Source organism: Undibacterium sp. Ji50W (assembly GCF_049340445.1).
Taxonomy (GTDB): Bacteria; Pseudomonadota; Gammaproteobacteria; order Burkholderiales; family Burkholderiaceae_D; genus Undibacterium.
Genome location: NZ_JBMPOX010000028.1, coordinates 26,367 through 46,443, shown reverse-complemented (window position 1 = coordinate 46,443; position 20,077 = coordinate 26,367). Strand labels below are relative to the sequence as shown.

The 20,077-nt window shown below is 51.9% G+C and carries 19 protein-coding genes; 6 read left to right on the top strand and 13 right to left on the bottom strand.

The features are described 5' to 3' along the window. Window positions 1-226: 226 nt before the first annotated feature. The 11 genes from ACO0K9_RS25680 to ACO0K9_RS25630 all read right to left on the bottom strand — a co-directional run bounded on the left by ACO0K9_RS25680 (window position 227) and on the right by ACO0K9_RS25630 (window position 10,604). On the bottom strand, window positions 227-1,192 hold the full coding sequence (locus ACO0K9_RS25680; RefSeq protein ID WP_422989814.1) for a M48 family metallopeptidase: 966 nt from the start codon (window positions 1,190-1,192) through the stop codon (window positions 227-229). Window positions 1,193-1,275: 83 nt separating this feature from the next. Further along, window positions 1,276-1,878, bottom strand: a complete 603-nt coding sequence (metW, locus tag ACO0K9_RS25675; RefSeq protein ID WP_422989812.1) for a methionine biosynthesis protein MetW — start codon at window positions 1,876-1,878, stop codon at window positions 1,276-1,278. Further along, window positions 1,875-3,026, bottom strand: coding sequence for a homoserine O-succinyltransferase MetX (metX, locus tag ACO0K9_RS25670; RefSeq protein WP_422989810.1), 1,152 nt, complete (start codon window positions 3,024-3,026; stop codon window positions 1,875-1,877). The genes metW and metX overlap by 4 nt, the downstream gene beginning before the upstream one ends. A gap of 249 nt (window positions 3,027-3,275) precedes the next feature. Beyond that, the gene (ptsP, locus tag ACO0K9_RS25665) at window positions 3,276-5,051 is read right to left on the bottom strand and encodes a phosphoenolpyruvate--protein phosphotransferase (RefSeq protein ID WP_422989808.1); all 1,776 of its coding nucleotides are present in this window, start codon (window positions 5,049-5,051) and stop codon (window positions 3,276-3,278) included. 482 nt (window positions 5,052-5,533) lie between these two features. Then, window positions 5,534-5,803, bottom strand: coding sequence for an HPr family phosphocarrier protein (locus ACO0K9_RS25660; protein ID WP_422989806.1), 270 nt, complete (start codon window positions 5,801-5,803; stop codon window positions 5,534-5,536). Between the two features lie 17 nt (window positions 5,804-5,820). Beyond that, entirely contained in the window at window positions 5,821-6,228 is a 408-nt protein-coding gene (locus tag ACO0K9_RS25655; RefSeq protein ID WP_422989805.1) for a PTS sugar transporter subunit IIA, read from the bottom strand. A 114-nt stretch (window positions 6,229-6,342) separates the two neighbouring features. Next, complete coding sequence (gshB, locus tag ACO0K9_RS25650; protein WP_422989803.1) at window positions 6,343-7,290, bottom strand: glutathione synthase; 948 nt, start codon at window positions 7,288-7,290, stop codon at window positions 6,343-6,345. 32 nt (window positions 7,291-7,322) lie between these two features. After that, window positions 7,323-8,621 carry a glutamate--cysteine ligase gene (gene gshA / locus ACO0K9_RS25645; RefSeq protein WP_422989802.1) on the bottom strand — a complete coding sequence of 433 codons (1,299 nt, stop codon included), beginning with the start codon at window positions 8,619-8,621 and terminating at the stop codon, window positions 7,323-7,325. 202 nt (window positions 8,622-8,823) lie between these two features. Further along, window positions 8,824-9,126, bottom strand: coding sequence for an antibiotic biosynthesis monooxygenase family protein (locus ACO0K9_RS25640; RefSeq protein ID WP_422989800.1), 303 nt, complete (start codon window positions 9,124-9,126; stop codon window positions 8,824-8,826). Window positions 9,127-9,189: 63 nt separating this feature from the next. Next, on the bottom strand, window positions 9,190-10,218 hold the full coding sequence (locus ACO0K9_RS25635) for an AI-2E family transporter (RefSeq protein ID WP_422989798.1): 1,029 nt from the start codon (window positions 10,216-10,218) through the stop codon (window positions 9,190-9,192). Continuing rightward, entirely contained in the window at window positions 10,215-10,604 is a 390-nt protein-coding gene (locus tag ACO0K9_RS25630) for an MAPEG family protein (protein WP_422989796.1), read from the bottom strand. Before ACO0K9_RS25630 ends, ACO0K9_RS25635 begins: the two co-directional genes overlap by 4 nt. A 277-nt stretch (window positions 10,605-10,881) precedes the next feature. Between ACO0K9_RS25630 and ACO0K9_RS25625 the strand changes: the two genes are divergently transcribed. Both ACO0K9_RS25625 and ACO0K9_RS25620 read left to right on the top strand, forming a co-directional pair. Continuing rightward, a complete protein-coding gene (locus ACO0K9_RS25625) occupies window positions 10,882-11,433 on the top strand; it encodes a glycine zipper 2TM domain-containing protein (RefSeq protein WP_422989794.1) in 552 nt (183 codons plus the stop codon). A gap of 283 nt (window positions 11,434-11,716) precedes the next feature. Continuing rightward, window positions 11,717-13,186 (top strand): sensor domain-containing diguanylate cyclase, encoded by a 1,470-nt coding sequence (locus tag ACO0K9_RS25620; protein ID WP_422989792.1) that lies wholly within the window; start codon window positions 11,717-11,719, stop codon window positions 13,184-13,186. Here the strand turns inward: ACO0K9_RS25620 and ACO0K9_RS25615 are convergent. Both ACO0K9_RS25615 and ACO0K9_RS25610 read right to left on the bottom strand, forming a co-directional pair. Next, window positions 13,171-14,001 (bottom strand): Rossmann-like and DUF2520 domain-containing protein, encoded by an 831-nt coding sequence (locus tag ACO0K9_RS25615; protein WP_422989790.1) that lies wholly within the window; start codon window positions 13,999-14,001, stop codon window positions 13,171-13,173. The genes ACO0K9_RS25620 and ACO0K9_RS25615 overlap by 16 nt on opposite strands. Then, the gene (locus ACO0K9_RS25610) at window positions 13,998-14,708 is read right to left on the bottom strand and encodes a Crp/Fnr family transcriptional regulator (RefSeq protein WP_422989788.1); all 711 of its coding nucleotides are present in this window, start codon (window positions 14,706-14,708) and stop codon (window positions 13,998-14,000) included. The genes ACO0K9_RS25615 and ACO0K9_RS25610 overlap by 4 nt, the downstream gene beginning before the upstream one ends. Before the next feature lie 320 nt (window positions 14,709-15,028). Here ACO0K9_RS25610 and ACO0K9_RS25605 point away from each other — a divergent pair, with 320 nt between their 5' ends. From ACO0K9_RS25605 to ACO0K9_RS25590, 4 genes are all read left to right on the top strand, one after another. Further along, complete coding sequence (locus tag ACO0K9_RS25605; RefSeq protein ID WP_422989786.1) at window positions 15,029-16,981, top strand: AMP-dependent synthetase/ligase; 1,953 nt, start codon at window positions 15,029-15,031, stop codon at window positions 16,979-16,981. Between the two features lie 9 nt (window positions 16,982-16,990). Beyond that, complete coding sequence (locus tag ACO0K9_RS25600) at window positions 16,991-17,779, top strand: ABC transporter ATP-binding protein (protein ID WP_422989784.1); 789 nt, start codon at window positions 16,991-16,993, stop codon at window positions 17,777-17,779. A 200-nt stretch (window positions 17,780-17,979) separates the two neighbouring features. Next, on the top strand, window positions 17,980-18,876 hold the full coding sequence (locus ACO0K9_RS25595; protein WP_422989862.1) for a branched-chain amino acid ABC transporter permease: 897 nt from the start codon (window positions 17,980-17,982) through the stop codon (window positions 18,874-18,876). A 49-nt stretch (window positions 18,877-18,925) separates the two neighbouring features. Beyond that, a complete protein-coding gene (locus ACO0K9_RS25590; protein WP_422989782.1) occupies window positions 18,926-19,984 on the top strand; it encodes a branched-chain amino acid ABC transporter permease in 1,059 nt (352 codons plus the stop codon). The last annotated feature ends 93 nt before the right edge of the window (window positions 19,985-20,077 follow it).

The window sequence follows — 20,077 nt, the reverse complement described above, 5'->3', positions numbered from 1 at the left end:
GTCTATCCCCTAATGACATCTTTTAAACTTGAGCAAATGCCTGGGCAGATGATCTGTTAATTAGATATTTTGATATGTGAAAATAGTCTATCACATAAAATTTTGAACTAGCAGAGTGTCACATCCAATTATGAAAGGATGATGACAAAGTGGTTTAAGCAGCAATAAACTGTCACAATTGCGCCACAAATTATCGTTGCAGCAACGTTATTTACCAGTTTTGCGCTTATTTTGCCGAATATAGAACGGGCGCGATGCCCTTCACATTGGTTTGATACGGTGGCAGCGAAGTGATGCTGACGCCTTTGGCATGTGCATATAAAGGCATGACTTCGGGCAAATGACGCTGGATTTCGGCAATACGGGCGGTACCCGCAGGGTGGGTAGACAGCCACTGCGGCGGCGCACCTTTGCTGACCATGCCCATTTTTTGCCACAAGGCAACGCCAGCACGCGGATCATAGCCGGCACGTGCCGCAATATCTAAGCCGACCACGTCCGCCTCGGTTTCATCCCCACGGGAAAATTTTAGCATGCTGACTTTGGCAACCCCGCTGGCTACCCCACCTGCCAGGTTGGGGTCATAGCCTTTGGCACCGGCCCACATTTCAACGATACGAACACCGACATTGGCGATATTTGCAGTACCGGCTCTTTCGGCACCATGCTCACGCAGTGCATGGGCGATTTCATGACCCATGACGATGGCGACTTCATCATCGGTGAGTTTCAGGCTATCAAGAATGCCTGTATAAAACGCAATCTTCCCGCCCGGCATGCAATAGGCATTGATTTGCTTGGAACCAATCAGATTGACTTCCCATTTCCATTGCTGGGAACGTTCATTCCACTTCAGCGCGTAAGGAATCAATTTTTTTGCGATGGCACGCAGGCGCATCACCTGGGGATTATCATCCGGTCCAAGCGCGCGCTGCCTTTGCGCCTGTTGCATGGTCTGCGCATACTGGGCAGCCGCCTGGTTTTCCAGCGCACCGGTAGGAGCGAACTTGCGCATGATGGACATGTCGCCCACCTTGACACCGTCCTGATTAGCATTGTTTTGGGCATGACCAAGGCTGGCAACCCCAAACAGGCTGGAAAATACGAGGGCAAGGCAAGTCAGTTTCATGGCAGCAGACAGTCGTTGAAGGTACACAATCTCATTGCAGGAAATGGTAGCAGTTGTGTTCATTTAAAGGGGGCGATTCTTTGAAAAAGATTCTTTCATCATATCCGCTGCTTTTACCAGCATCTGCGCCGTCACTTCTTGCACTGTCACTTTTTGCGCAGGCGGAACACCGCCAGGCTGCCACGCCAATTGGGCAGCCAGGTCACCAGCTTACCCTCATGCAGGGCGACGCATTCCAGCACTTCCAGCCCGACCTCATTGGCGAGGTCATAAAAATCATAAATCGTCGCACAGCGTACATTCGGTGTGTCATACCACTGATACGGCAAGGATTTGGATACTGGCATCTTGCCCTGCAACAGCGCGGTACGATGTGGCCAGTAACCAAAGTTGGGGAAAGAAACAATCGCTTCGCGCCCAACCCTGGCGATGTCCCTGAGCAGTGGTTCCACATGTTTCATCATCTGTAGCGAAGACAGGCACAGCACGGTATCAAAGGCATCGTCGCCAAACATGTCGAGGCCATTTTCCATGTCCTGCTGGATCACATTGACGCCGCGCCGGGCACAATCAAGCACCTTGTCGTCAGCGATTTCTATGCCATAGCCAGTGCATAGTTTGTCGGATTGCAGATAGTCGAGCATGACACCGTCGCCACAACCGACATCCAGCACTTGTGCCTGTTGCTTGATCCAGTGCGCGATAAAAGCCAGGTCAGGGCGCAGATGGCTTAATTCGGAAAAGTTCATGCTGCCACTCCCTGCAATTCTGCATCAATGCGTTGGTAATAGGCGGCCACCAGATTCAGGTAACGCGGGTCGTCCAGCAAGAAAGCATCATGGCCGTGCGGCGCATCAATTTCTGCATAACTGACGGTTCGTTTGTTGCTGACCAGGGCCTTGACGATTTCGCGGCTGCGTTCCGGCGAAAAGCGCCAGTCAGTCGTGAAAGAAGCCAGCAGGAACTTGGCCTTGGTCTGCGCCAGCGCCCTGGCCAAATCACCGCCGGTATGACGGGCAGGGTCAAAATAATCGAGTGCCTTGGTAATCAGCAAATAGGTATTTGCATCGAAATAATCCGAGAATTTATCACCCTGATAGCGCAGGTAAGATTCAATTTCAAAGTCCACACCAAAGCCAAACTGATAGTCGCCACCCTTCAGGTCACGGCCAAATTTTTCTGCCATGTCATCATCAGACAAATAGGTGATATGACCTATCATGCGTGCTACCCGCAAGCCGCGGCGCGGCACCACACCATGGGCATAAAAATCACCCCCATGAAAATCGGGATCAGTCAAAATCGCCTGTCTTGCCACATCATTGAAAGCAATATTCTGGGCTGACAATTTGGGGGTGGACGCCACCACTACGCAATGACGCAGGCGATCAGGATACAAAATACTCCAGGCCAATGCCTGCATGCCACCGAGCGAGCCACCCATGACGGCAGCAAATTGGACAATCCCAAGACGATCAGCCAGCCTGGCTTGCGCATTGACCCAGTCTTCCACCGTCACGACCGGGAAATCTGCTCCATACGGTTTGCCGGTCGCAGGATTGGTATGCATGGGGCCGGTAGAACCAAAACAGGAACCCAGGTTATTCACGCCGATGACGAAAAAACGATTTGTATCGACCGGCTTGCCGGGTCCCACCATATTGTCCCACCAGCCTATATTCTTGGGCTGGTCGGCATACACGCCAGCCACATGGTGTGAAGCATTCAGGGCGTGGCAAACCAGGACGGCATTTGACTTGTCGGCATTCAGACTGCCATAGGTTTCCAGCATCAGGGTATAGCCGGCAATCGAGGTGCCGTTTTGCAAAGCCAAAGGCTCATCGAATTGAAACGCTTGTGGCGTCACAATTCCAACTGATCCAGGTGAGGATGACATACACTCTTCCATCGAGAATCAACTCGTTATTACGTTATCAAAAAACTCAGGAAGGCTAAAAGAAGGGCTGAATGTGGGGAGGGGGAAAGCTGCATTCAAGCTCGCTTTAGCCGTATTTATCATTCGGGAAACTTCCCGAAACGCGCCCGCAAGCTGATTTTCAAATCGGCGCAATACACTAAGGATAACCAAGTCCGGCGCTGCCGTCAAACCTTCAGCGCCGTGCTGGCTGCAGTCCACGAATGTCCGCTAATGCAAGGTTGGCGGGGTTGGCGTAATGCTGGCCATCACTGCCAGGGTTTCACGAATGCTTGCGGAATCGTAACTACGCAATATCTTCTTCACATGCCCCTGCAAGGCATCCAGCCGGGTGTTCAGAATTTCCTGCTTAATTTCCGGCAACAAGGCGGCAGGCATCGATAATTCGCGGAAACCCATGCCCGTCAGCAAACGAGTCAGCCGTATATCACCGGCCATGCCCCCACAGATGGATACCGGGATACCGGCACGTTCGCCGGCTGTGATAATCATCTGCAACAATTGCAGAATGGCCGGGTGCAGATCGTCATACAAGTGCGCCACTTCATGATCAGCGCGGTCAATCGCCAGGGTGTATTGAATCAGGTCATTTGTCCCTACCGACAGGAAATCCAGCTTCTTCACAAACATCGGCAGCGACAAGGCGGCCGCCGGGATTTCTATCATTGCACCAACCGCGATTTTGGCATCAAATTCCTTGCCCTCCTTGTGCAGCTCGGCCTTTGCCTGTTCTATCATCGCCAGTGACTGGTCAATTTCAAAACCATGCGCCATCATCGGTATCAGTATCTTCACCGATCCAAATGCAGAAGCGCGCAAAATCGCCCGCAATTGTGTCAGGAACAATTGTGGCTCTGCCAGGCAATAACGTATCGCCCGCAAACCCAGTGCGGGGTTGAGGATATTGTGGTCGGTGGTATCGAGCGGCTTGTCGGCACCAACATCCAGGGTACGGATAGTGACTGGCCGGCCTTTCATGGCGGTGACTGCCGCGCGATACGCCTCGAATTGCTCCTCTTCAGTCGGCAATTTATGTTCCAGTCCACTGCTTTCCATGAACAGGAATTCAGAACGGAACAGACCCACACCACTGGCCCCGGCTTCCAGCGCCGCTGCCGCATCCTGCGGCAATTCGATATTCGCCAGCAGGGTAATTTCGACACCATCCTGGGTAATAGCCGGCGTCTTTTTCAGCTTGCCCAGTTTCTTCCTGGCTTTCATCAGCACCGTCTGACGCTCACGGTATTGTTCCAGTACCAGATTACTTGGGGCGACGATGACCACACCAGCATCACTGTCGATAATCAGCCAGTCATCCTGTTCGATCAGGCGTGACGCATTGCCCATACCAACCACTGCCGGTATTCCCAGACTGCGCGAAACGATGGCCGTGTGCGAGTTATGTCCGCCTTCATCCGTAACAAACCCGGTAAACGCCATATCGCGGAATTGCATCATGTCTGCTGGCGATATGTCCCTGGCGACCACGATCATGTTGGCACTGCGTTCATCAATACCGTCAGAACGGATGGCATTGCCAGCTGTGCCGGTCAGTACCTTGAGTACCCGTTCTGCCACCTGCTGGATATCGGCCTTGCGTTCACGCAGATAGTCGTCTTCAATTTCATCAAACTGAGCCGACAATTCATCGATCTGGCTCACCAGTGCCCATTCAGCGTTGTAGTGACGGGTACGGATGATATCCAGCGGTGCTTCGGAAATCATGGGATCAGACAGGATCAATACATGAACGTCGATAAAGGCACCGAGTTCGGTGGGCGCATCTGGCGGTAAATCCGACCAGATGGCCTGTAATTCCTTATGGACCTGGACGATGGCTGCCTGCAGTCTGTACACTTCGGCTTCGACCTGCTCTTGCCCGACCAGATAATGTTGTACATCAAGGGCCGCTGGCCGCAGTAAATGCGCGCGCCCGATAGCAATACCGCGTGAAACGGGGATGCCTTGCAATGTAAATGATGCCATGCCTTGTCCCCCAAAATTGCAATAGTCCAGGGTGCCAGCCATCATGCAACCCTGTTGTTATTTCTTGTGTATCTCAAAGGATGAGACATCCATTTAGAATCTGTTTACGATCTTAAGCGCGGGCGTGATCGGGGCTCATGTGCTGCTCAAAATGCTCATGGTCTTAAGTACATTCCGCTTTTTGCGCTGCGTTTTTGTTACCCTACTCCCGCTGATGCACGCTCGCTACAGATCGTAAACAGGTTCTTATAGGTATATTCAAGAAAGAACAACTTAACAGAATATAGCCAAAGCAACAATGCAGAATGTGTTGCCATTTGTTTCATTTACAGCAGTTTTTTCTCCAGGTTCAGTCAGGCATATGCACTGCAAGAACTGGCTAACTGCGTGCCTGTCGTCGACTGATGAAACCTCGGGCTTCCCCCCAACCGCCTGGACAAACTTTGTTTCAAATCTGACGAAGCATCCGCTGCAGCAGCGCCTTATTCACCTTCACCAAACTTGTCATTGACCAGGCTGACTATCGCATCGAAACACGCCTGCTCGTCAGCCCCCTCGGTTTCCAGTAATACTTTGCTACCCTTGCCTGCTGCCAGCATCATCACACCCATGATGGATTTGCCATTCACCCGGCGATTATTGCGGGTCAGCCAGACTTCGGCTTTGAACTTGCTTGCAGTTTGTGTGAACTTGGCTGAAGCACGTGCATGCAGGCCCAGTTTGTTCACAATTTCAATTTCCTGTTGAATCATGCTTTACTTTCCTTCAATTAATTCGGTGAAAGGCGAACGCGGTTATCCAGACGGATGGCACCATTCTGACCACCCGCCAGCGCCATTTCCACCACCACATCCAGCACATCACTACGATAAGTAATCGCCCGCAGCAACATCGGCAGGCTGATGCCGGCAATGATGGCGACCCGGTCAGGATCACCCAGTTGACGGCAACAATTCGAGGGCGTTCCCCCCATGACATCAGTAATCACCAACACACCGGAACCATCATCAAGACGCTGCACGGCTTCACGTGCGAGGCGGTTGACTTCCTCGATGTTCTGGTCAGCGATCACATCAATCGCTTCAAAGCGCTCCGGCATGCCACGAAAAACATGGGCTGCGGCCTGCATAAAAGCAGTGCCCAGCGGTGCATGCGTCATCAAAAGTATGCCAACCATATCTATTCAGTTCTTACGGAGTTGCGATCATGTGTGTCGGGGGAATCTTATCTATCCGGGTATTCAGCACAGCGGCCAAAGCGGCATCACCTGTCATCACCCCATTAACGGTCACTAATGGTCACCAATAGCGACTTCCAGCGCATCGATAAACATAGCCGCAACATTGAATCCCTTTTGCTGGGTAATTTCCTGGAAACAGGTCGGGCTGGTGACATTGATTTCGGTCAGGTTACTGCCAATTACATCTAATCCTACCAGCAACAAGCCTCTTTGATAAAGTTCGGGTGCCAAAGTCTGTGCAATCTCAAGGTCGCGCGCTGACAATTCCTGCGCGACGCCCAGCCCACCGGCAGCCAGATTGCCACGGACCTCGCCATTTTGCGGGATACGTGCGAGCGAAAACGGTACCACTTTGCCACCGATCAGCAATATCCTTTTGTCACCATGGACAATGTCAGGGATATAGCGCTGTACCATGATGGTACGGCTGCCGTTCACGGTCAGTGTCTCTATGACAGAACCCAGGTTCATGCCATCTTCACGAATGCGGAAAATACCGGTGCCACCCATGCCATCCAGCGGTTTCAGGATGATGTCCTGATGTTCACGGTGAAAGGCCCGGATTCTTTGCTCGTCGCGTGTTACCAGCGTAGGCGCAGTGAACTGGCTGAACTGGGCAATGCTGAGTTTTTCATTGTGATTACGTATCGCTGCCGGTTTGTTGAATACCTTTGCCCCTTGCTGCTCAGCCAGTTCCAGCAGATAGGTGGAATAAATGTATTCCATGTCGAAAGGCGGGTCCTTGCGTTGCAGGATCGCATCGAAGGCATTCAGGGGCAGCGCTTCTGCTGGTTCCAGACGGTACCAGTCATGGCTGTCACCAGTCAGGATGACGCGGCGGATATTCGCGACCACCTTGCCACTTTCCAGCGCCAGATCATCGGGGCCGAAAGCATATACCGCATAGCCACGCTTGCCCGCCTCCACCATCATGGCGTAAGTGGAATCTTTATATGTCTTGAACTGCGACAGCGGATCGGTTAGGAAAGCGATTTTCATGGCAATATTTGATATTGGTGACGAATCAGAAATTAGTATACTTCGGGGTTGGGATCAGTCTTTTCCAACTCCAGTGACGCTGCCAGCAAAGCCAGGCGCGCAACCACACCATACATGTAAAAACGATTTGGTGCTGCCGTACCCGGCTTGGCCTTCATGTCCGGCACCGCATGTTGCTGGGCAAAAGCCAGTGGTACAAAATGCATGCCGGGCGCGTTCAGGTTTTCATCGACACCACGGTCTTCATGCACGCGGTAAAAGCCGCCGACGACATAACGGTCTATCATGTACACCACCGGTTCGGCCACCGATTCATTGATCTGCTCAAAGGTGTAGACACCTTCCTGCACGATGACATCCCTGACTTCCATGCCGTCCTTGACGACGGACATCTTGTTGCGCTGCTTGCGATTCAGGTCACGCACTTCGCTGGAATCATGCACGGTCATGATTCCCATGCCATAGGTACCGGCGTCGGCCTTGACGATGACGAAAGGTTTTTCCTTGATACCGTATTCCTTGTATTTTTTGCGTATCTTGGCCAGGATGGTATCCACCGTCGCCACCAACGCATCTTCGCCGCTGCGGTCGTGGAAATTCACGTCCTTGCACTTGGCAAAATAGGGGTTCAGCATCCAGGGATCAATATCCACCATCTTGGCGAATTTCTTGACCACTTCATCATACGCATGGAAGTGATTACTCTTGCGACGCAAAGCCCAGCCTGCATGCAGGGGCGGCAGCAAGGTTTGTTCGTTGATGTCTTCCAGTATCGCCGGTATGCCTGCCGACAAATCATTGTTCAGCAAAATGGTGCAGGGGTCGAAATTTTTCAGGCCCAGGCGACGGCCATTGGCAGAACGTTCCAGCGGTTCCAGCACCAGTTGGCTGCCGTCTGGCAAATCAATCGGTGTCGGTTCGGTAATATCAGCCGACAGGGAACCCAGGCGTACATTCAGACCGGTCTGGCGGAAGATTTGCATCATGCGTGCAATGTTTTGCAAATAAAACACGTTGCGCGTATGGCTTTCGGGAATCACCAGCAGGTTCTTGGCGTCTGGACAATATTTTTCTATCGCCGCCATCGCCGCCTGTACTGCCAGCGGCAGCATTTCTGATGCCAGATTATTAAAGCCGCCCGGGAATAAATTGGTGTCTACCGGTGCCAGTTTGAAACCGGCATTGCGCAAATCGACGGAACAATAGAAAGGCGGTGTATGTTCCTGCCATTCGAGACGGAACCAGCGTTCAATCGCAGGAGTGGCTTCGAGTATCTTCTTTTCGAGATCGAGCAGGGGGCCGTTGAGAGCGGTGACGAGATGCGGAACCATAATGACCTTTTAGTAGTGCAGGTTTTTTGCCAAATTGACTTGCTTCCATGGTCACATATCCCGCACAACACGCACAGATGACAACAAAAGCCAACGACACCGCGCCAGGTTAACGCTGCACGGTATCGCTGCCTAAGCTTGGGATGAAATGGCCAGAATCAAGGCAGGCTCACCAGATACTGCCAGAAAAAATCCGTCAGACTCAGCCTGACTTTGCCAGCAGGTCAAAATGCTCGACCACAGGTGCCGCCGCAAAGTAAGGGCCAACAATCGCACGCCATTGCTGGAAGGCTTCCGAACCACGAAAATCTATCGTATGGTTTTCCAGCGTTGCCCAGTAAATCATGAGGACGTAGCGTTCCGGCGACTCTATGCTTTTATTGACTTTAAAACCAAGAAAACCTTTGGCATGCTGTATCACTTCTGCCAGACCACGCTGAATGGCAACATCAAACTCGGTCTGCTGCCCTGCGTGGATACGAATATCGGCAATTTCCAATATCATCATTTACCTTTTAATAATTAAATATTTATTAATAAAATTGACCTGCATCGTATTTATGTTGCGTCAAACCAGGCCACGATCACTGAGTTCTTTCTTGATATAGGCATAAAAAACCGGCGCTGCCACTACCCCAGGCACGCCAAACAGGGTTTCCATTACCAGAATGGCGGTCAACAGTTCCCAGGCACGGGCATTCACCTGGGCACCAATAATGCGGGCATTCAGGAAATATTCTGCCTTATGTATCACCACCATGAATACCAGGGAAGCAATGGCTACATTCAGTGAATGAGACAAGGCGACAATCACGATCACGGAATTCGAAATGATATTCCCGGCCACCGGTATCAGGCCAGCCACAAAGGTGATGGCAATCATGGTCTTGGTCAGCGGTAAGTGTATGCCCGCCATGGGTAGCACTGCGAGCAGATAGATTGCCGTCATTGCCGTATTGATCAAGGATATCTGTACTTGCGCAAAAACGATTTTATGGAAAATCTGGCTCAGGTTGCTGACTCTTTGCAACATGGCAGCGGCAAAGGGTTTGTTATTACGGTCACCACTGGCATCACGCAAGGCAACCATGCTGCCAATGATCATACCCAGCAGCAAATGCACGATCAGGTGACCGGCTTCTGGCACCAGTTGCTTCGCTTCGCCAGCGTGTTCGCGCAGCCATTGGGTCATGATGGTTTTTAAATCATCAACATCTTCCGGTAAGTTGGTACTTACCCACTCCGGTAATTGACTGCGCGAGGCTTCGATGATGTCGGCGAGTTTTTGTAATAAATTATGCAGGTTGCCGGCATCGCTGCGCAAGAAGACATGCACACCCCAGATCACCACGATGACGGCGACAATCATTACAATTGATAACAATGCCACGGCGATCATGCGCGGCTGGCGGTGTTTGAAGCGCCGTTCTATGGCGGGTGCCAGGACGTGTATCAGGGAAAACACCAGCAAACCAGAAAACAGAGCCACCACCAGGCCGGCTTTCAAGACCAGCAACAAGGCAATGGCCGCCAATACATAAGATGCCCATACCGACGCAGACAATTGACTGGACACCAGCAAAGATTTGCCTTTCATTTCAGTACCCCGCTCATTCCAGTCATCGCCGCCAGCAACAGGGCCATGGCCGCCAAAGTAGAAATCATGAATCCCTTGGAACGCTTACTGGCATCGGCGTAATAGCCAATGGCATACATGCAACGCCCTACCAGCCAGACCAGACCCATGGCTGCCGCCAGTTTATCGCCAGCCCAGATCGCGCATAGCCACAGCGCTGGAAAGAAGAGAACCATTTGCTCCACCGTATTGGCATGCACGCGCAAGACACGCAGAAATTCTGGGGGGCCATCGGTGGCGGGGGCCTTGACCTGAAATTGGGTACGGGCATGGCCGACCTTATAGATTATCCAGATATAAAACCCCAGTACCGCGACGGTCAGCCAGGAAGTCCAAAGCAATTGCATACAGTCTCCAATCGGGATCAATACAAATGAGCAAATGAGCACATGCGCGCACGAAGGCTGCATATGAGGGCAATTAATTAAAGTGCAAGAAGCCCTTTGAAACACACGCTTACACTTTTATGTCTTCTTTTTTTGAGTTCAGACGTTAAATAGAGACTATCACAGGACCAAAGCAAATTCGCCATGACTGTTGATCGACCCCGGCTGCCTTGTGATCAGCCTGAACACGGGCAAATACAGCGGTTTTGCATACAATCCACGTCAAAAGAGGTAAAACATGACTATTTCCTTCAATACACTGTCCAAAGTGGCTTCCGTAATGGCATTGGGTATGGCACTTCCCGCTGTCTATGCTGCCGACTTTGATGATTTTGCGCGCGTCGTCAGCGTCACGCCACAAGTCGAGCAAGTCAATGTACCACGCCAGGAATGCCGTACCGAATACGAAACCAGCCAGCGCCAGGCCCCACAAAGGCAGGCTGAACGCAGCAGCGGCGGTGCCATCATCGGCGGTATCGCCGGTGGTTTGCTGGGTAGCCAGGTCGGCGGCGGTAATGGCCGTATTGCAGCCGCAGCAGCCGGTGCCCTGACAGGTGCAATCGTTGGCGATCGGGTTGACAATAATGACAATAACAATAATTACAACAATAACCAACCTGTCTATGAAAGCCGTCCGGTACGCCAATGCCGCAATATAGACCACTGGGAATCGCGTACCAATGGCTATGCCGTTACCTATGAGTACCAGAACCGCACTTATACGTCCGTCATGCCGTATGACCCGGGTTCACGCCTGCGTCTGCATGTTTCACTGACACCACGTCCTTAAGCTTATCGGGCGATGGACAAAAATGCCGCGAATCGCGGCATTTTTTTCGTGCTCCATGGATACAGCGGCAGCGATACGGATGGCATCGCTATGAAAAAACCGGGTAATGACAGCCCCGTACCCAAAATCAGGAATAATCGCCAGGCATCCACTTAAATTTAAGCGTATCAGGCATCAAACTGATGATTTATGCCCGTGACAGGCAAGCAAATACCCCTGAAACTGCATGGGTTTATAGTATTATCGTGCGGCAAACCTCACGCTTACGCTCCGTCTATCATTCATGCAAACAATGTTAAAAAAATATGGTCTGCTGGTATGGCTATCCTTGATCCTGATTGCAGGTTTTGTTTCCACTACCGTGGCGTCTTTTGTCGTATCCCGTGATGTGATACAGCAGGGTATATCTGAACAGACTTTGCCCATCACGGGCGACAATGTGTATTCCGAAATTCAAAAAGATATCTTGCGCCCGGTATTTGTTTCTTCACAAATGGCGCATGACACGTTTTTGCGTGACTGGATCATTAACGGTGAAGAAGACAAGGACCTGATCGCCAAATACCTGAAAGAAATCAAGCTCAAGAATCACGCCATTTCCAGCTTCCTGGTATCCGAGCAAAGCCATCAGTATTACACCGCCGATGGTGTGCTGAAAGCCGTCAGCGAGACCGAACCACGCGATCAATGGTTTTTTCGTATCCGTAACCTGAAAACAGACTACGAAACCAATGTAGATGCGGACATGGCCAATCGTGACACCATGACCATCTTCATCAATTACCGTATCGTCGATTATTCTGGCAAATTCATCGGTGCCACCGGGATCGGCATGACACTCGACACCATGAAGACCCTGATCGACAATTATCAGGCCCGTTTCCACAGGAATATCTTTTTCGTCGACCAGAAAGGCAATATCGCCCTGGCTGGCAACAACATGAAAAAGATACGCAGCAATCTCAGCAATATGCCTGGCATCAGCGGCCTGGCACAACAGATACTGGGCAACCGCAAAAGTGAATCCCTGCACCTGGAATACAAGGCCGAAAATGAAACCATGCTGGTCAATTCCCGTTTCATCCCTGAATTGGGCTGGCACCTGCTGGTAGAGCAGGAAACCAGCAATGAAATCAAACCGCTGCAAAATGTCTTTCTCATCAATATCGGGGTGAGTGCAGGTATCACGATCCTGGTCTTGATCATTTTGCTGGTGACGGTAAGACGTTATCAAAAACGTCTGGAAAAATCGGCCTCTACCGATACCTTGACCAATCTGCTGAATCGCCAGGCATTTGACTTTGTCTTTCAGCAAGCACTGCTGGATGGTGAACGCTCGCGCCAGCCCATGTGCGTGGTCTTGCTGGATGTCGATTTTTTCAAGACGATCAATGACAAGCAAGGGCATCTGGTGGGTGACCATGTGCTGAAGGAAATTTCCCTGATCGCCAAGCGCTCACTGCGTGAAAGCGACATCATCTGCCGCTGGGGTGGCGAAGAATTCCTGATCCTGCTGAAAAATTGTACGCTGGAAAAAGCCACGTCAATCGCCGAAAACCTGCGCAATACGATTGCCAACAATGATTTTTCACGCACAACAGACCTGACCCGCACCCGACTGTCGATTACCGTCAGCATGGGGGTGGCAGAATGCCGTGACAAAGATACCGAAGACAGCGTGTTTGAACGCGCCGACCAGGCGCTGTACCAGGCCAAGGAAAATGGCCGCAACAGTGTTTATTTTTCTGAATGACGGCGGGCCGCCACATCCTGGGTCATCGGTATAAAGGCTTGATATAAGTCACCCGCCGCCTGGTCCCAGGCAGCCACCGTTTTTTGCTGCAGGGCCACGGTCTGCATGTCACCGCGAGCGATCGGGCCGGTCAGCGCTTGCACGGTTCCCATGGCAAAGACATTATCCAGCGTTTGCCTGGCAAGTGGTGCCGCCATCTGTTGTGCCAGATCGAAGGGTATGCCGGCGGCCTGATAGCTGCGCAAGGCGGTTTCCATCAGTGTCACCAGATAATTGCTGGCAAACACGGACCCTGCGTGGTACAGCAATTTGCTGTCGGCACGGATCTCTACCGTTTGCGCACCTATCGTCTGCAAGGCAGGCAGCAGCACGGCCAGGGCACGGACATCGCCTTCCACACTGCAGATGGTGCCAGCGAACTCCGCTGCGATAGCCTTGCCATCGGCAAAACTGCGCACCGGGTGGACACTGGCAACCGCCGCGCCGGCTGACATGGCCGCCTGCAATTCGGTCGATGCCTTGGCACCGCTACAATGAAACACGATACTGCCTGCGTGCAGCACACCGGCTGCGGCCATTGCCGCACAAACTGGGACGATCTGGTCATCCGTCACCGTCAGCATGGTGACATCAGCAGGCTGCATGTGATGCAGCGCATCCACAGCAGTTCCCTCACCCAGCCAGGCTACTGCTGCCTGACTACTGTGCAGCGTGCGGTTCATGACTTGCTGTATCGAAAAAACCTGCCGTGCAATAAAATTCTTTGCCAGTACGCTACCGACCTTGCCGGCCCCGATGACGTTCAGGGTCTTCATGCTGCCGGCTCATCCGCAGACTCTTCTGGAAAGCGACGCAGGCCATCCAGGTCAAGTATGGTGATGCCGCCATAATCGACACTCAACAGTTTTTTCTTTTCCAACAGTTGCAAAGCCTGATTGGCGCGCTGGCGCGACACGCTGGAGATATAGCCTATCTCTTCCTGAGAAATCTGGATCTGCATGCTGCTGCCGGGGTTCAGGTAAGAATTGAACATCGCCGCCAGACAACGCGCCACACGGGTATCCGGATCAAGCATACGGTCATATTCGACCAGGGAAATAAACATCCCCAGTCTTTCATTCAATTGATGCAAGAGAAAGCGGTTAAAGGGAATGCTGTTATCCAGCAGGTAAGTGAAAGTGGAACGCGGCATATAGACCACACGGGTGTCGCGCAAAGCCACGACATCATAGCGACGCGCTTCGGTCTTCAGCAATGAACCTTCGCCAAACCAGCCACCGGCCAACATGCAACTGAAAGTGACGGTCTTGCCATCTGGTGAGATGCTGCTCATTTTCAGAAAGCCATCGACGACACCCATCCAATACTCTACCGGGTCACCTTTGCGGCAGACATAGCCACCGGCGGGGATGAAGCGTTCCATCACTTCCTCTTCCACCTTTTGCATATGTTCCGGTGCCAGCATGCTGGCCCACATGGTTTTGCTAAAACGCTCTTTTGGGTCGCCGATTTGTTTTGTCATATTTGTGCAACGCACCACCGATAATTGTTTCATTCTTCGAGATTGTCCGTCGAATGACAACCCATAGTTCATGAAGAGACTACTATCCCATCAACAAAAAGAAATACGGAGTCATTGTAAGCGAGGTTTTCCCCCTACAGCTAACACTGGAGGATGGTTCACGTCCAAATCATTCAATCTCGCCACAACAGGCGCTCCGCAATAATTTCCCCAGATAAACTACGCAAGAAGCGTAAGTTTGCCGTAAGGGGAAGTGAGGAAACTCACAGGACAACAAGCCCATAAAAATTAGTATATGAAATAAGGCTAGTGGTGGAGACATGAAGCAAAAAGAAGCAGCAAATTCGACTTTCCCGCGACTATTGCTACAGCACGGGAAAACACGGCCAGCGCATCCGGCTTTCCGCGAAAAGGATCTGGGTATCTGGCAAACCTGGAACTGGCAACAGGTGAATGCGGAAGTGCGCGCGCTCGCCTGTGGCCTGGCTGCGCAGGGTTTCAAGCGCGGCATGAACCTCGCCATCATCGGCGACAACCGTCCACGCCTGTACTGGGCCATGGCAGCCGCCCAATGCCTGGGTGGCATACCGGTGCCACTGTATCAGGATGCACCAGCCGCCGACATGGCCTATGTGCTGGAAAATGCAGAAATTGTCTTCGCTGTCGTCGAAGACCAGGAACAGGTCGACAAGCTGCTGGAAATCAAACAGCATTATGCAGGCATACAGCACATTGCCTTTGATGATGACCGTGGCATGCGTCATTATCATCAGCCCGAATTGATTTCCTATGCGGCACTGCAAGAACTGGGGCGCGCCTATGATCGGACACACCCTGATTTTTTCATGCAGGAAGTGGAACTGGGCCAACCGGATGACACCGCCGTCATGCTGTACACCTCAGGCACCACCGGCAAACCGAAAGGGGTATGTCAGTCCCATCGTTCTTTCATGACAGCCGCCATAGGCGGCATGCAGTTTGACCAGTTGACTGCAAATGAAGACATCCTGTCTTATCTGCCGATGGCCTGGGTTGGTGATCATCTGTTTTCGTTTGCACAGGCCATGGCTGCAGGTTTCACGGTGAACTGTCCGGAATCCAGCGAAACCGTATTGACAGACTTGCGCGAAGTCGGCCCCACCTATTATTTTGCACCACCGCGCGTGTTTGAAAATATGCTGACCACGGTGATGATACGCATGGAAGATGGCGGTACCATTAAGCGTCATCTGTTTGCGCATTTCATGGAAGTGGCGCGCCGCGTTGGTGCCGATATCCTGGATAAAAAGCCGGTCGCACTCATCGATAAAATTCGTTATGGACTAGGCAAATTGCTGGTGTACGGACCGCTCAAGAATGTACTGGGCTTATCCCGCGTCAGGGTTGCATATACCGCTGGTGCCGCCATCGGCCCTGACCTGTTTCGTTTCTACCGCTCTATCGGTGTCAACCTGAAGCAGTTGTATGGTTCCACCGAAACCTGTGCCTACGTCTGCCTGCAACCTGATGGCAAAATCAAGTTCGACAGCGTTGGTGCCGCAGCCCCCGGTGTCGAGGTCAAACTGGCCACGAATGGAGAAGTGCTGGTGAAGTCGGATGCCATGCTGACCGGTTATTACAAACGGCCAGATGCCACGGCAGAAGTGATGGATGCAGAAGGTTACTTCCATACCGGTGACGCTGGCATTTTTGATCAGGATGGACACCTGAAAATCATAGACCGCGCTGCCGACGTCGGCAAGCTCAGGCAGGGCGACATCTTCGCCCCCAACTATATTGAAAACAAACTCAAGTTTTTCCCCTACATCAAGGAAGCCGTCGCCTTTGGCAATGAACGTGACATGGTGTGCGCTTTCATCAACATCGATATGGAAGCCGTCGGCAACTGGTCGGAACGACGCGGCATTGCCTATTCCGGTTATACCGACCTGGCGGCCAAGGCCGAGACCTATCAGCTGATTTTGTCTTGTGTGGAAAAAGTGAATGCCGACCTGGCCAGTGAAGACTTGATGGCGGGCACGCAAATCCATCGCTTCCTGGTACTGCATAAAGAGCTGGACCCGGATGATGATGAACTGACGCGTACCCGCAAGGTCAGGCGCAGTTTCATTTCACACAAATATGCTGTGCTGATTGATGCCCTGTATTCCGGCAAGCGTTCGCAATTCATAGAAACCCTGGTCAAATTTGAAGATGGCCGTCAGGGCCAGGTCAGTGCCGATTTGCATATCAGCGATGTCAAAACATTTTCTGCCCAAAAGCTGGCGGCGTGAGGAAGAGTAATGGCAGATAACAGGAAAATCGGCGAGGTGATTTTGGACATGCAAGGCATCTCGCTGTCTTTCGGCGGCGTCAAGGCATTGACCAATATTTCCTTCAATGTAAAGGAACATGAAATACGCGCCATCATCGGCCCCAACGGTGCGGGCAAAAGCTCGATGCTGAACGTCATCAATGGCGTATACCGGCCACAGCAGGGTGACATCACGTATCGCGGCAAGCATCGCAAGGGCATGAATACCTATGCGGCAGCCAAGAGTGGCATCGCCCGTACCTTCCAGAACATCGCACTGTTCAAAGGCATGAGTGTGCTCGACAACATCATGACCGGGCGTAACCTGAAAATGAAAAGCAATTTCCTCATGCAGGCTTTGTACTGGGGACCTGCGCAAAAGGAAGAGATTGCCCACCGCCAGAAAGTTGAGGAAATCATCGACTTTCTGGAAATCCAGCACATCCGCAAGATACCGGTAGGTCGCCTGTCTTATGGTTTGCAAAAACGGGTGGAACTGGGACGGGCGCTGGCAGCCGAGCCAGAAATTTTACTGCTCGATGAACCCATGGCTGGCATGAACGTGGAAGAAAAACAGGACATGAGCCGCTTCATCCTGGATGTCAATGACCAGCTTGGCACCACCATCGTACTGATTGAACATGACATGGGTGTGGTCATGGATATTTCTGATCGTGTGGTGGTGCTTGATTACGGCAAAAAAATTGGCGACGGCACCCCTGCCGAAGTACTGGCGAATCAGGAAGTGATCAATGCCTATCTGGGCGTGGCGCATTAAATATGGAAGAACTTAAGACCATTAACCACAGAGGCACAGAGACACAGAGAAAAGCACAAAGAAAATCACAAGAAAAATCTGGAATTGAAAAGCTTTCCTCATGGTTTTCCTTTGTGTCTCTGTGCCTCTGTGTTGAGGGGTCTTCGTTAATCATCCCAGTTATTCGCGCATGTTGATGTGAACAAGAGGTTGAAATGAATATCAGTTTTTTCTTTGAAGTGTTTATTGGTGGCTTGTTGTCCGGGGTCATGTATGCACTGGTTGCGCTGGGTTTTGTGCTGATCTACAAGGCATCCGGCGTATTCAATTTTGCGCAGGGAGCCATGGTTTTTTTTGCCGCCCTGACCTGTGTCGGCCTGACAGAAAAATTTGAACTGCCCTTGTGGCTGGCGATACCGCTGACCATGCTGGTGATGGTAGCGCTGGGTCTGGCGATAGAACGCATCGTCTTGCGCCCACTGGTTAACCAGCCAGAAATTACCCTGTTCATGGCCACCATAGGCCTGACCTTTTTTATCGAAGGCCTGGCGCAATTGCTGTGGGGTTCGCAACCACACAAACTGACATTGCCGATTGATGACGTGCCGATAGAATTTCTGATGGAAAAATTCAATATCCTGGTATCGCAATTTGATGTCATTGCCGCCCTGATCTGCGCCATGCTGGTGACCGGTCTGGCCCTGCTGTTTTCCAAAACCAAGATAGGCCGTGCCCTGCGCGCAGTGGCAGATGACCATCAGGCGGCACTGGCTGTCGGTATTCCCCTGCAACAGATCTGGGGCATCGTCTGGGCAGTGGCTGGTTTTGTTGCCCTGGTAGCCGGCTTGCTGTGGGGTGCCCGCAATGGTGTGCAGTTTGCGCTGACCTTTGTGGCGCTGAAAGCCTTGCCGGTCTTGATACTGGGAGGATTTACCTCGGTGCCAGGAGCGATAGTCGGTGGCCTGATCATCGGTGCCTCAGAAAAACTGGCGGAAGTGTATATAGGCCCGCTGGTGGGGGGTGGCATAGAAGGCTGGTTCCCGTATGTACTGGCGTTGCTGTTCTTGCTGGTCAGGCCGGAAGGTTTGTTTGGCGAAAAAATCATACGCAGAATTTGAATGAAATATTGCGCGGGCCATACCGGCAAATCAAGATCAGAGGTCAAGCATGTTCTACCGTGAAGCAGGTCAGTTCAAAACAAGTTATCAGGCGGATAATCAAATCTTCCCGATACGACAGGACCGCATCGCCATCGTGATTATCCTGGTGGCGGCATTTTTCGGCGTGCCCTGGCTGGCATCCGACTATGCCTTTTCTGCCGTCTTTATTCCTTTCCTGATTTTCTCACTGGCGGCACTGGGCTTGAATATCCTGACTGGCTATGCCGGGCAATTGTCGCTGGGTTCGGCTGCTTTCATGGCGGTGGGTGCATTTGCATCTTACAATTTCGTGCTGAGGATACCTGGCATCCCGGTGCTGCTGGCCTTTGTGCTGGGCGGCCTGTCAGCTGCAATGGTTGGCATTGCCTTTGGTTTGCCATCCCTGCGCATACGTGGATTTTATCTGGCGGCAGCGACCCTGGCGACCCAGTTCTTTGTGGTCTGGTGCCTGACCAAGATACAGTGGTTCACCAACTACAGCTCTTCCGGCGTCATCACCGCGCAAGAGATGGTGATCATGGGCATGAGCTTCAATACCCCGGTCAAAAAATACCTGTTGACACTGAGCGTGGTGTGTGTACTGGCCCTGCTGGCGAAAAACATGGTGCGCTCCAACGTCGGTCGCTCATGGATGGCGGTGCGCGACATGGACGTGGCGGCCGAAGTCATTGGTTTTCGCCTGATGCGCACCAAGCTGCTGGCCTTTGCCGTGTCTTCATTCTATTGTGGCATTGCCGGTGCCCTGTATGCCTATGCCTACCTGGGTACGGTGGAACCGGAAGCATATAACCTGGACCTGTCTTTCCGCATCCTGTTCATGATCATCATTGGTGGTGTCGGCTCCATCCTCGGCTCTTTCCTGGGTTCGGCCTTCATCATCCTGCTGCCCATCGTATTGAACCTGCTGGCCCACGGCCTGTCATTACCGACCAATGTGGCATCCAACCTGGAATTGATGGTGTTCGGTGCCCTGATCATTTTCTTCCTGATCGTTGAACCACATGGGCTGGCAAGACTGTGGCAAATCACTAAAGAGAAATTGCGGCTTTGGCCGTTTCCTCATTAAGTGCTGACAATAAGTTTTGATGTAACAAGAGATGTATCAGGTGTGAAAAAGAAATTCATAAAAAGACGCAGCATCTTATCGAAGATGACAAGC

Coding starts and splice junctions, on each gene's coding strand:
- ACO0K9_RS25680 (WP_422989814.1), bottom strand. CDS start 1,192: ATGAACACAACTGCTACCATTTCCTGCAATGAGATTGTGTACCTTCAA.
- metW (WP_422989812.1), bottom strand. CDS start 1,878: ATGAACTTTTCCGAATTAAGCCATCTGCGCCCTGACCTGGCTTTTATC.
- metX (WP_422989810.1), bottom strand. CDS start 3,026: ATGTCATCCTCACCTGGATCAGTTGGAATTGTGACGCCACAAGCGTTT.
- ptsP (WP_422989808.1), bottom strand. CDS start 5,051: ATGGCATCATTTACATTGCAAGGCATCCCCGTTTCACGCGGTATTGCT.
- ACO0K9_RS25660 (WP_422989806.1), bottom strand. CDS start 5,803: ATGATTCAACAGGAAATTGAAATTGTGAACAAACTGGGCCTGCATGCA.
- ACO0K9_RS25655 (WP_422989805.1), bottom strand. CDS start 6,228: ATGGTTGGCATACTTTTGATGACGCATGCACCGCTGGGCACTGCTTTT.
- gshB (WP_422989803.1), bottom strand. CDS start 7,290: ATGAAAATCGCTTTCCTAACCGATCCGCTGTCGCAGTTCAAGACATAT.
- gshA (WP_422989802.1), bottom strand. CDS start 8,621: ATGGTTCCGCATCTCGTCACCGCTCTCAACGGCCCCCTGCTCGATCTC.
- ACO0K9_RS25640 (WP_422989800.1), bottom strand. CDS start 9,126: ATGATATTGGAAATTGCCGATATTCGTATCCACGCAGGGCAGCAGACC.
- ACO0K9_RS25635 (WP_422989798.1), bottom strand. CDS start 10,218: ATGAAAGGCAAATCTTTGCTGGTGTCCAGTCAATTGTCTGCGTCGGTA.
- ACO0K9_RS25630 (WP_422989796.1), bottom strand. CDS start 10,604: ATGCAATTGCTTTGGACTTCCTGGCTGACCGTCGCGGTACTGGGGTTT.
- ACO0K9_RS25625 (WP_422989794.1), top strand. CDS start 10,882: ATGACTATTTCCTTCAATACACTGTCCAAAGTGGCTTCCGTAATGGCA.
- ACO0K9_RS25620 (WP_422989792.1), top strand. CDS start 11,717: ATGCAAACAATGTTAAAAAAATATGGTCTGCTGGTATGGCTATCCTTG.
- ACO0K9_RS25615 (WP_422989790.1), bottom strand. CDS start 14,001: ATGAAGACCCTGAACGTCATCGGGGCCGGCAAGGTCGGTAGCGTACTG.
- ACO0K9_RS25610 (WP_422989788.1), bottom strand. CDS start 14,708: ATGACAAAACAAATCGGCGACCCAAAAGAGCGTTTTAGCAAAACCATG.
- ACO0K9_RS25605 (WP_422989786.1), top strand. CDS start 15,029: ATGAAGCAAAAAGAAGCAGCAAATTCGACTTTCCCGCGACTATTGCTA.
- ACO0K9_RS25600 (WP_422989784.1), top strand. CDS start 16,991: ATGGCAGATAACAGGAAAATCGGCGAGGTGATTTTGGACATGCAAGGC.
- ACO0K9_RS25590 (WP_422989782.1), top strand. CDS start 18,926: ATGTTCTACCGTGAAGCAGGTCAGTTCAAAACAAGTTATCAGGCGGAT.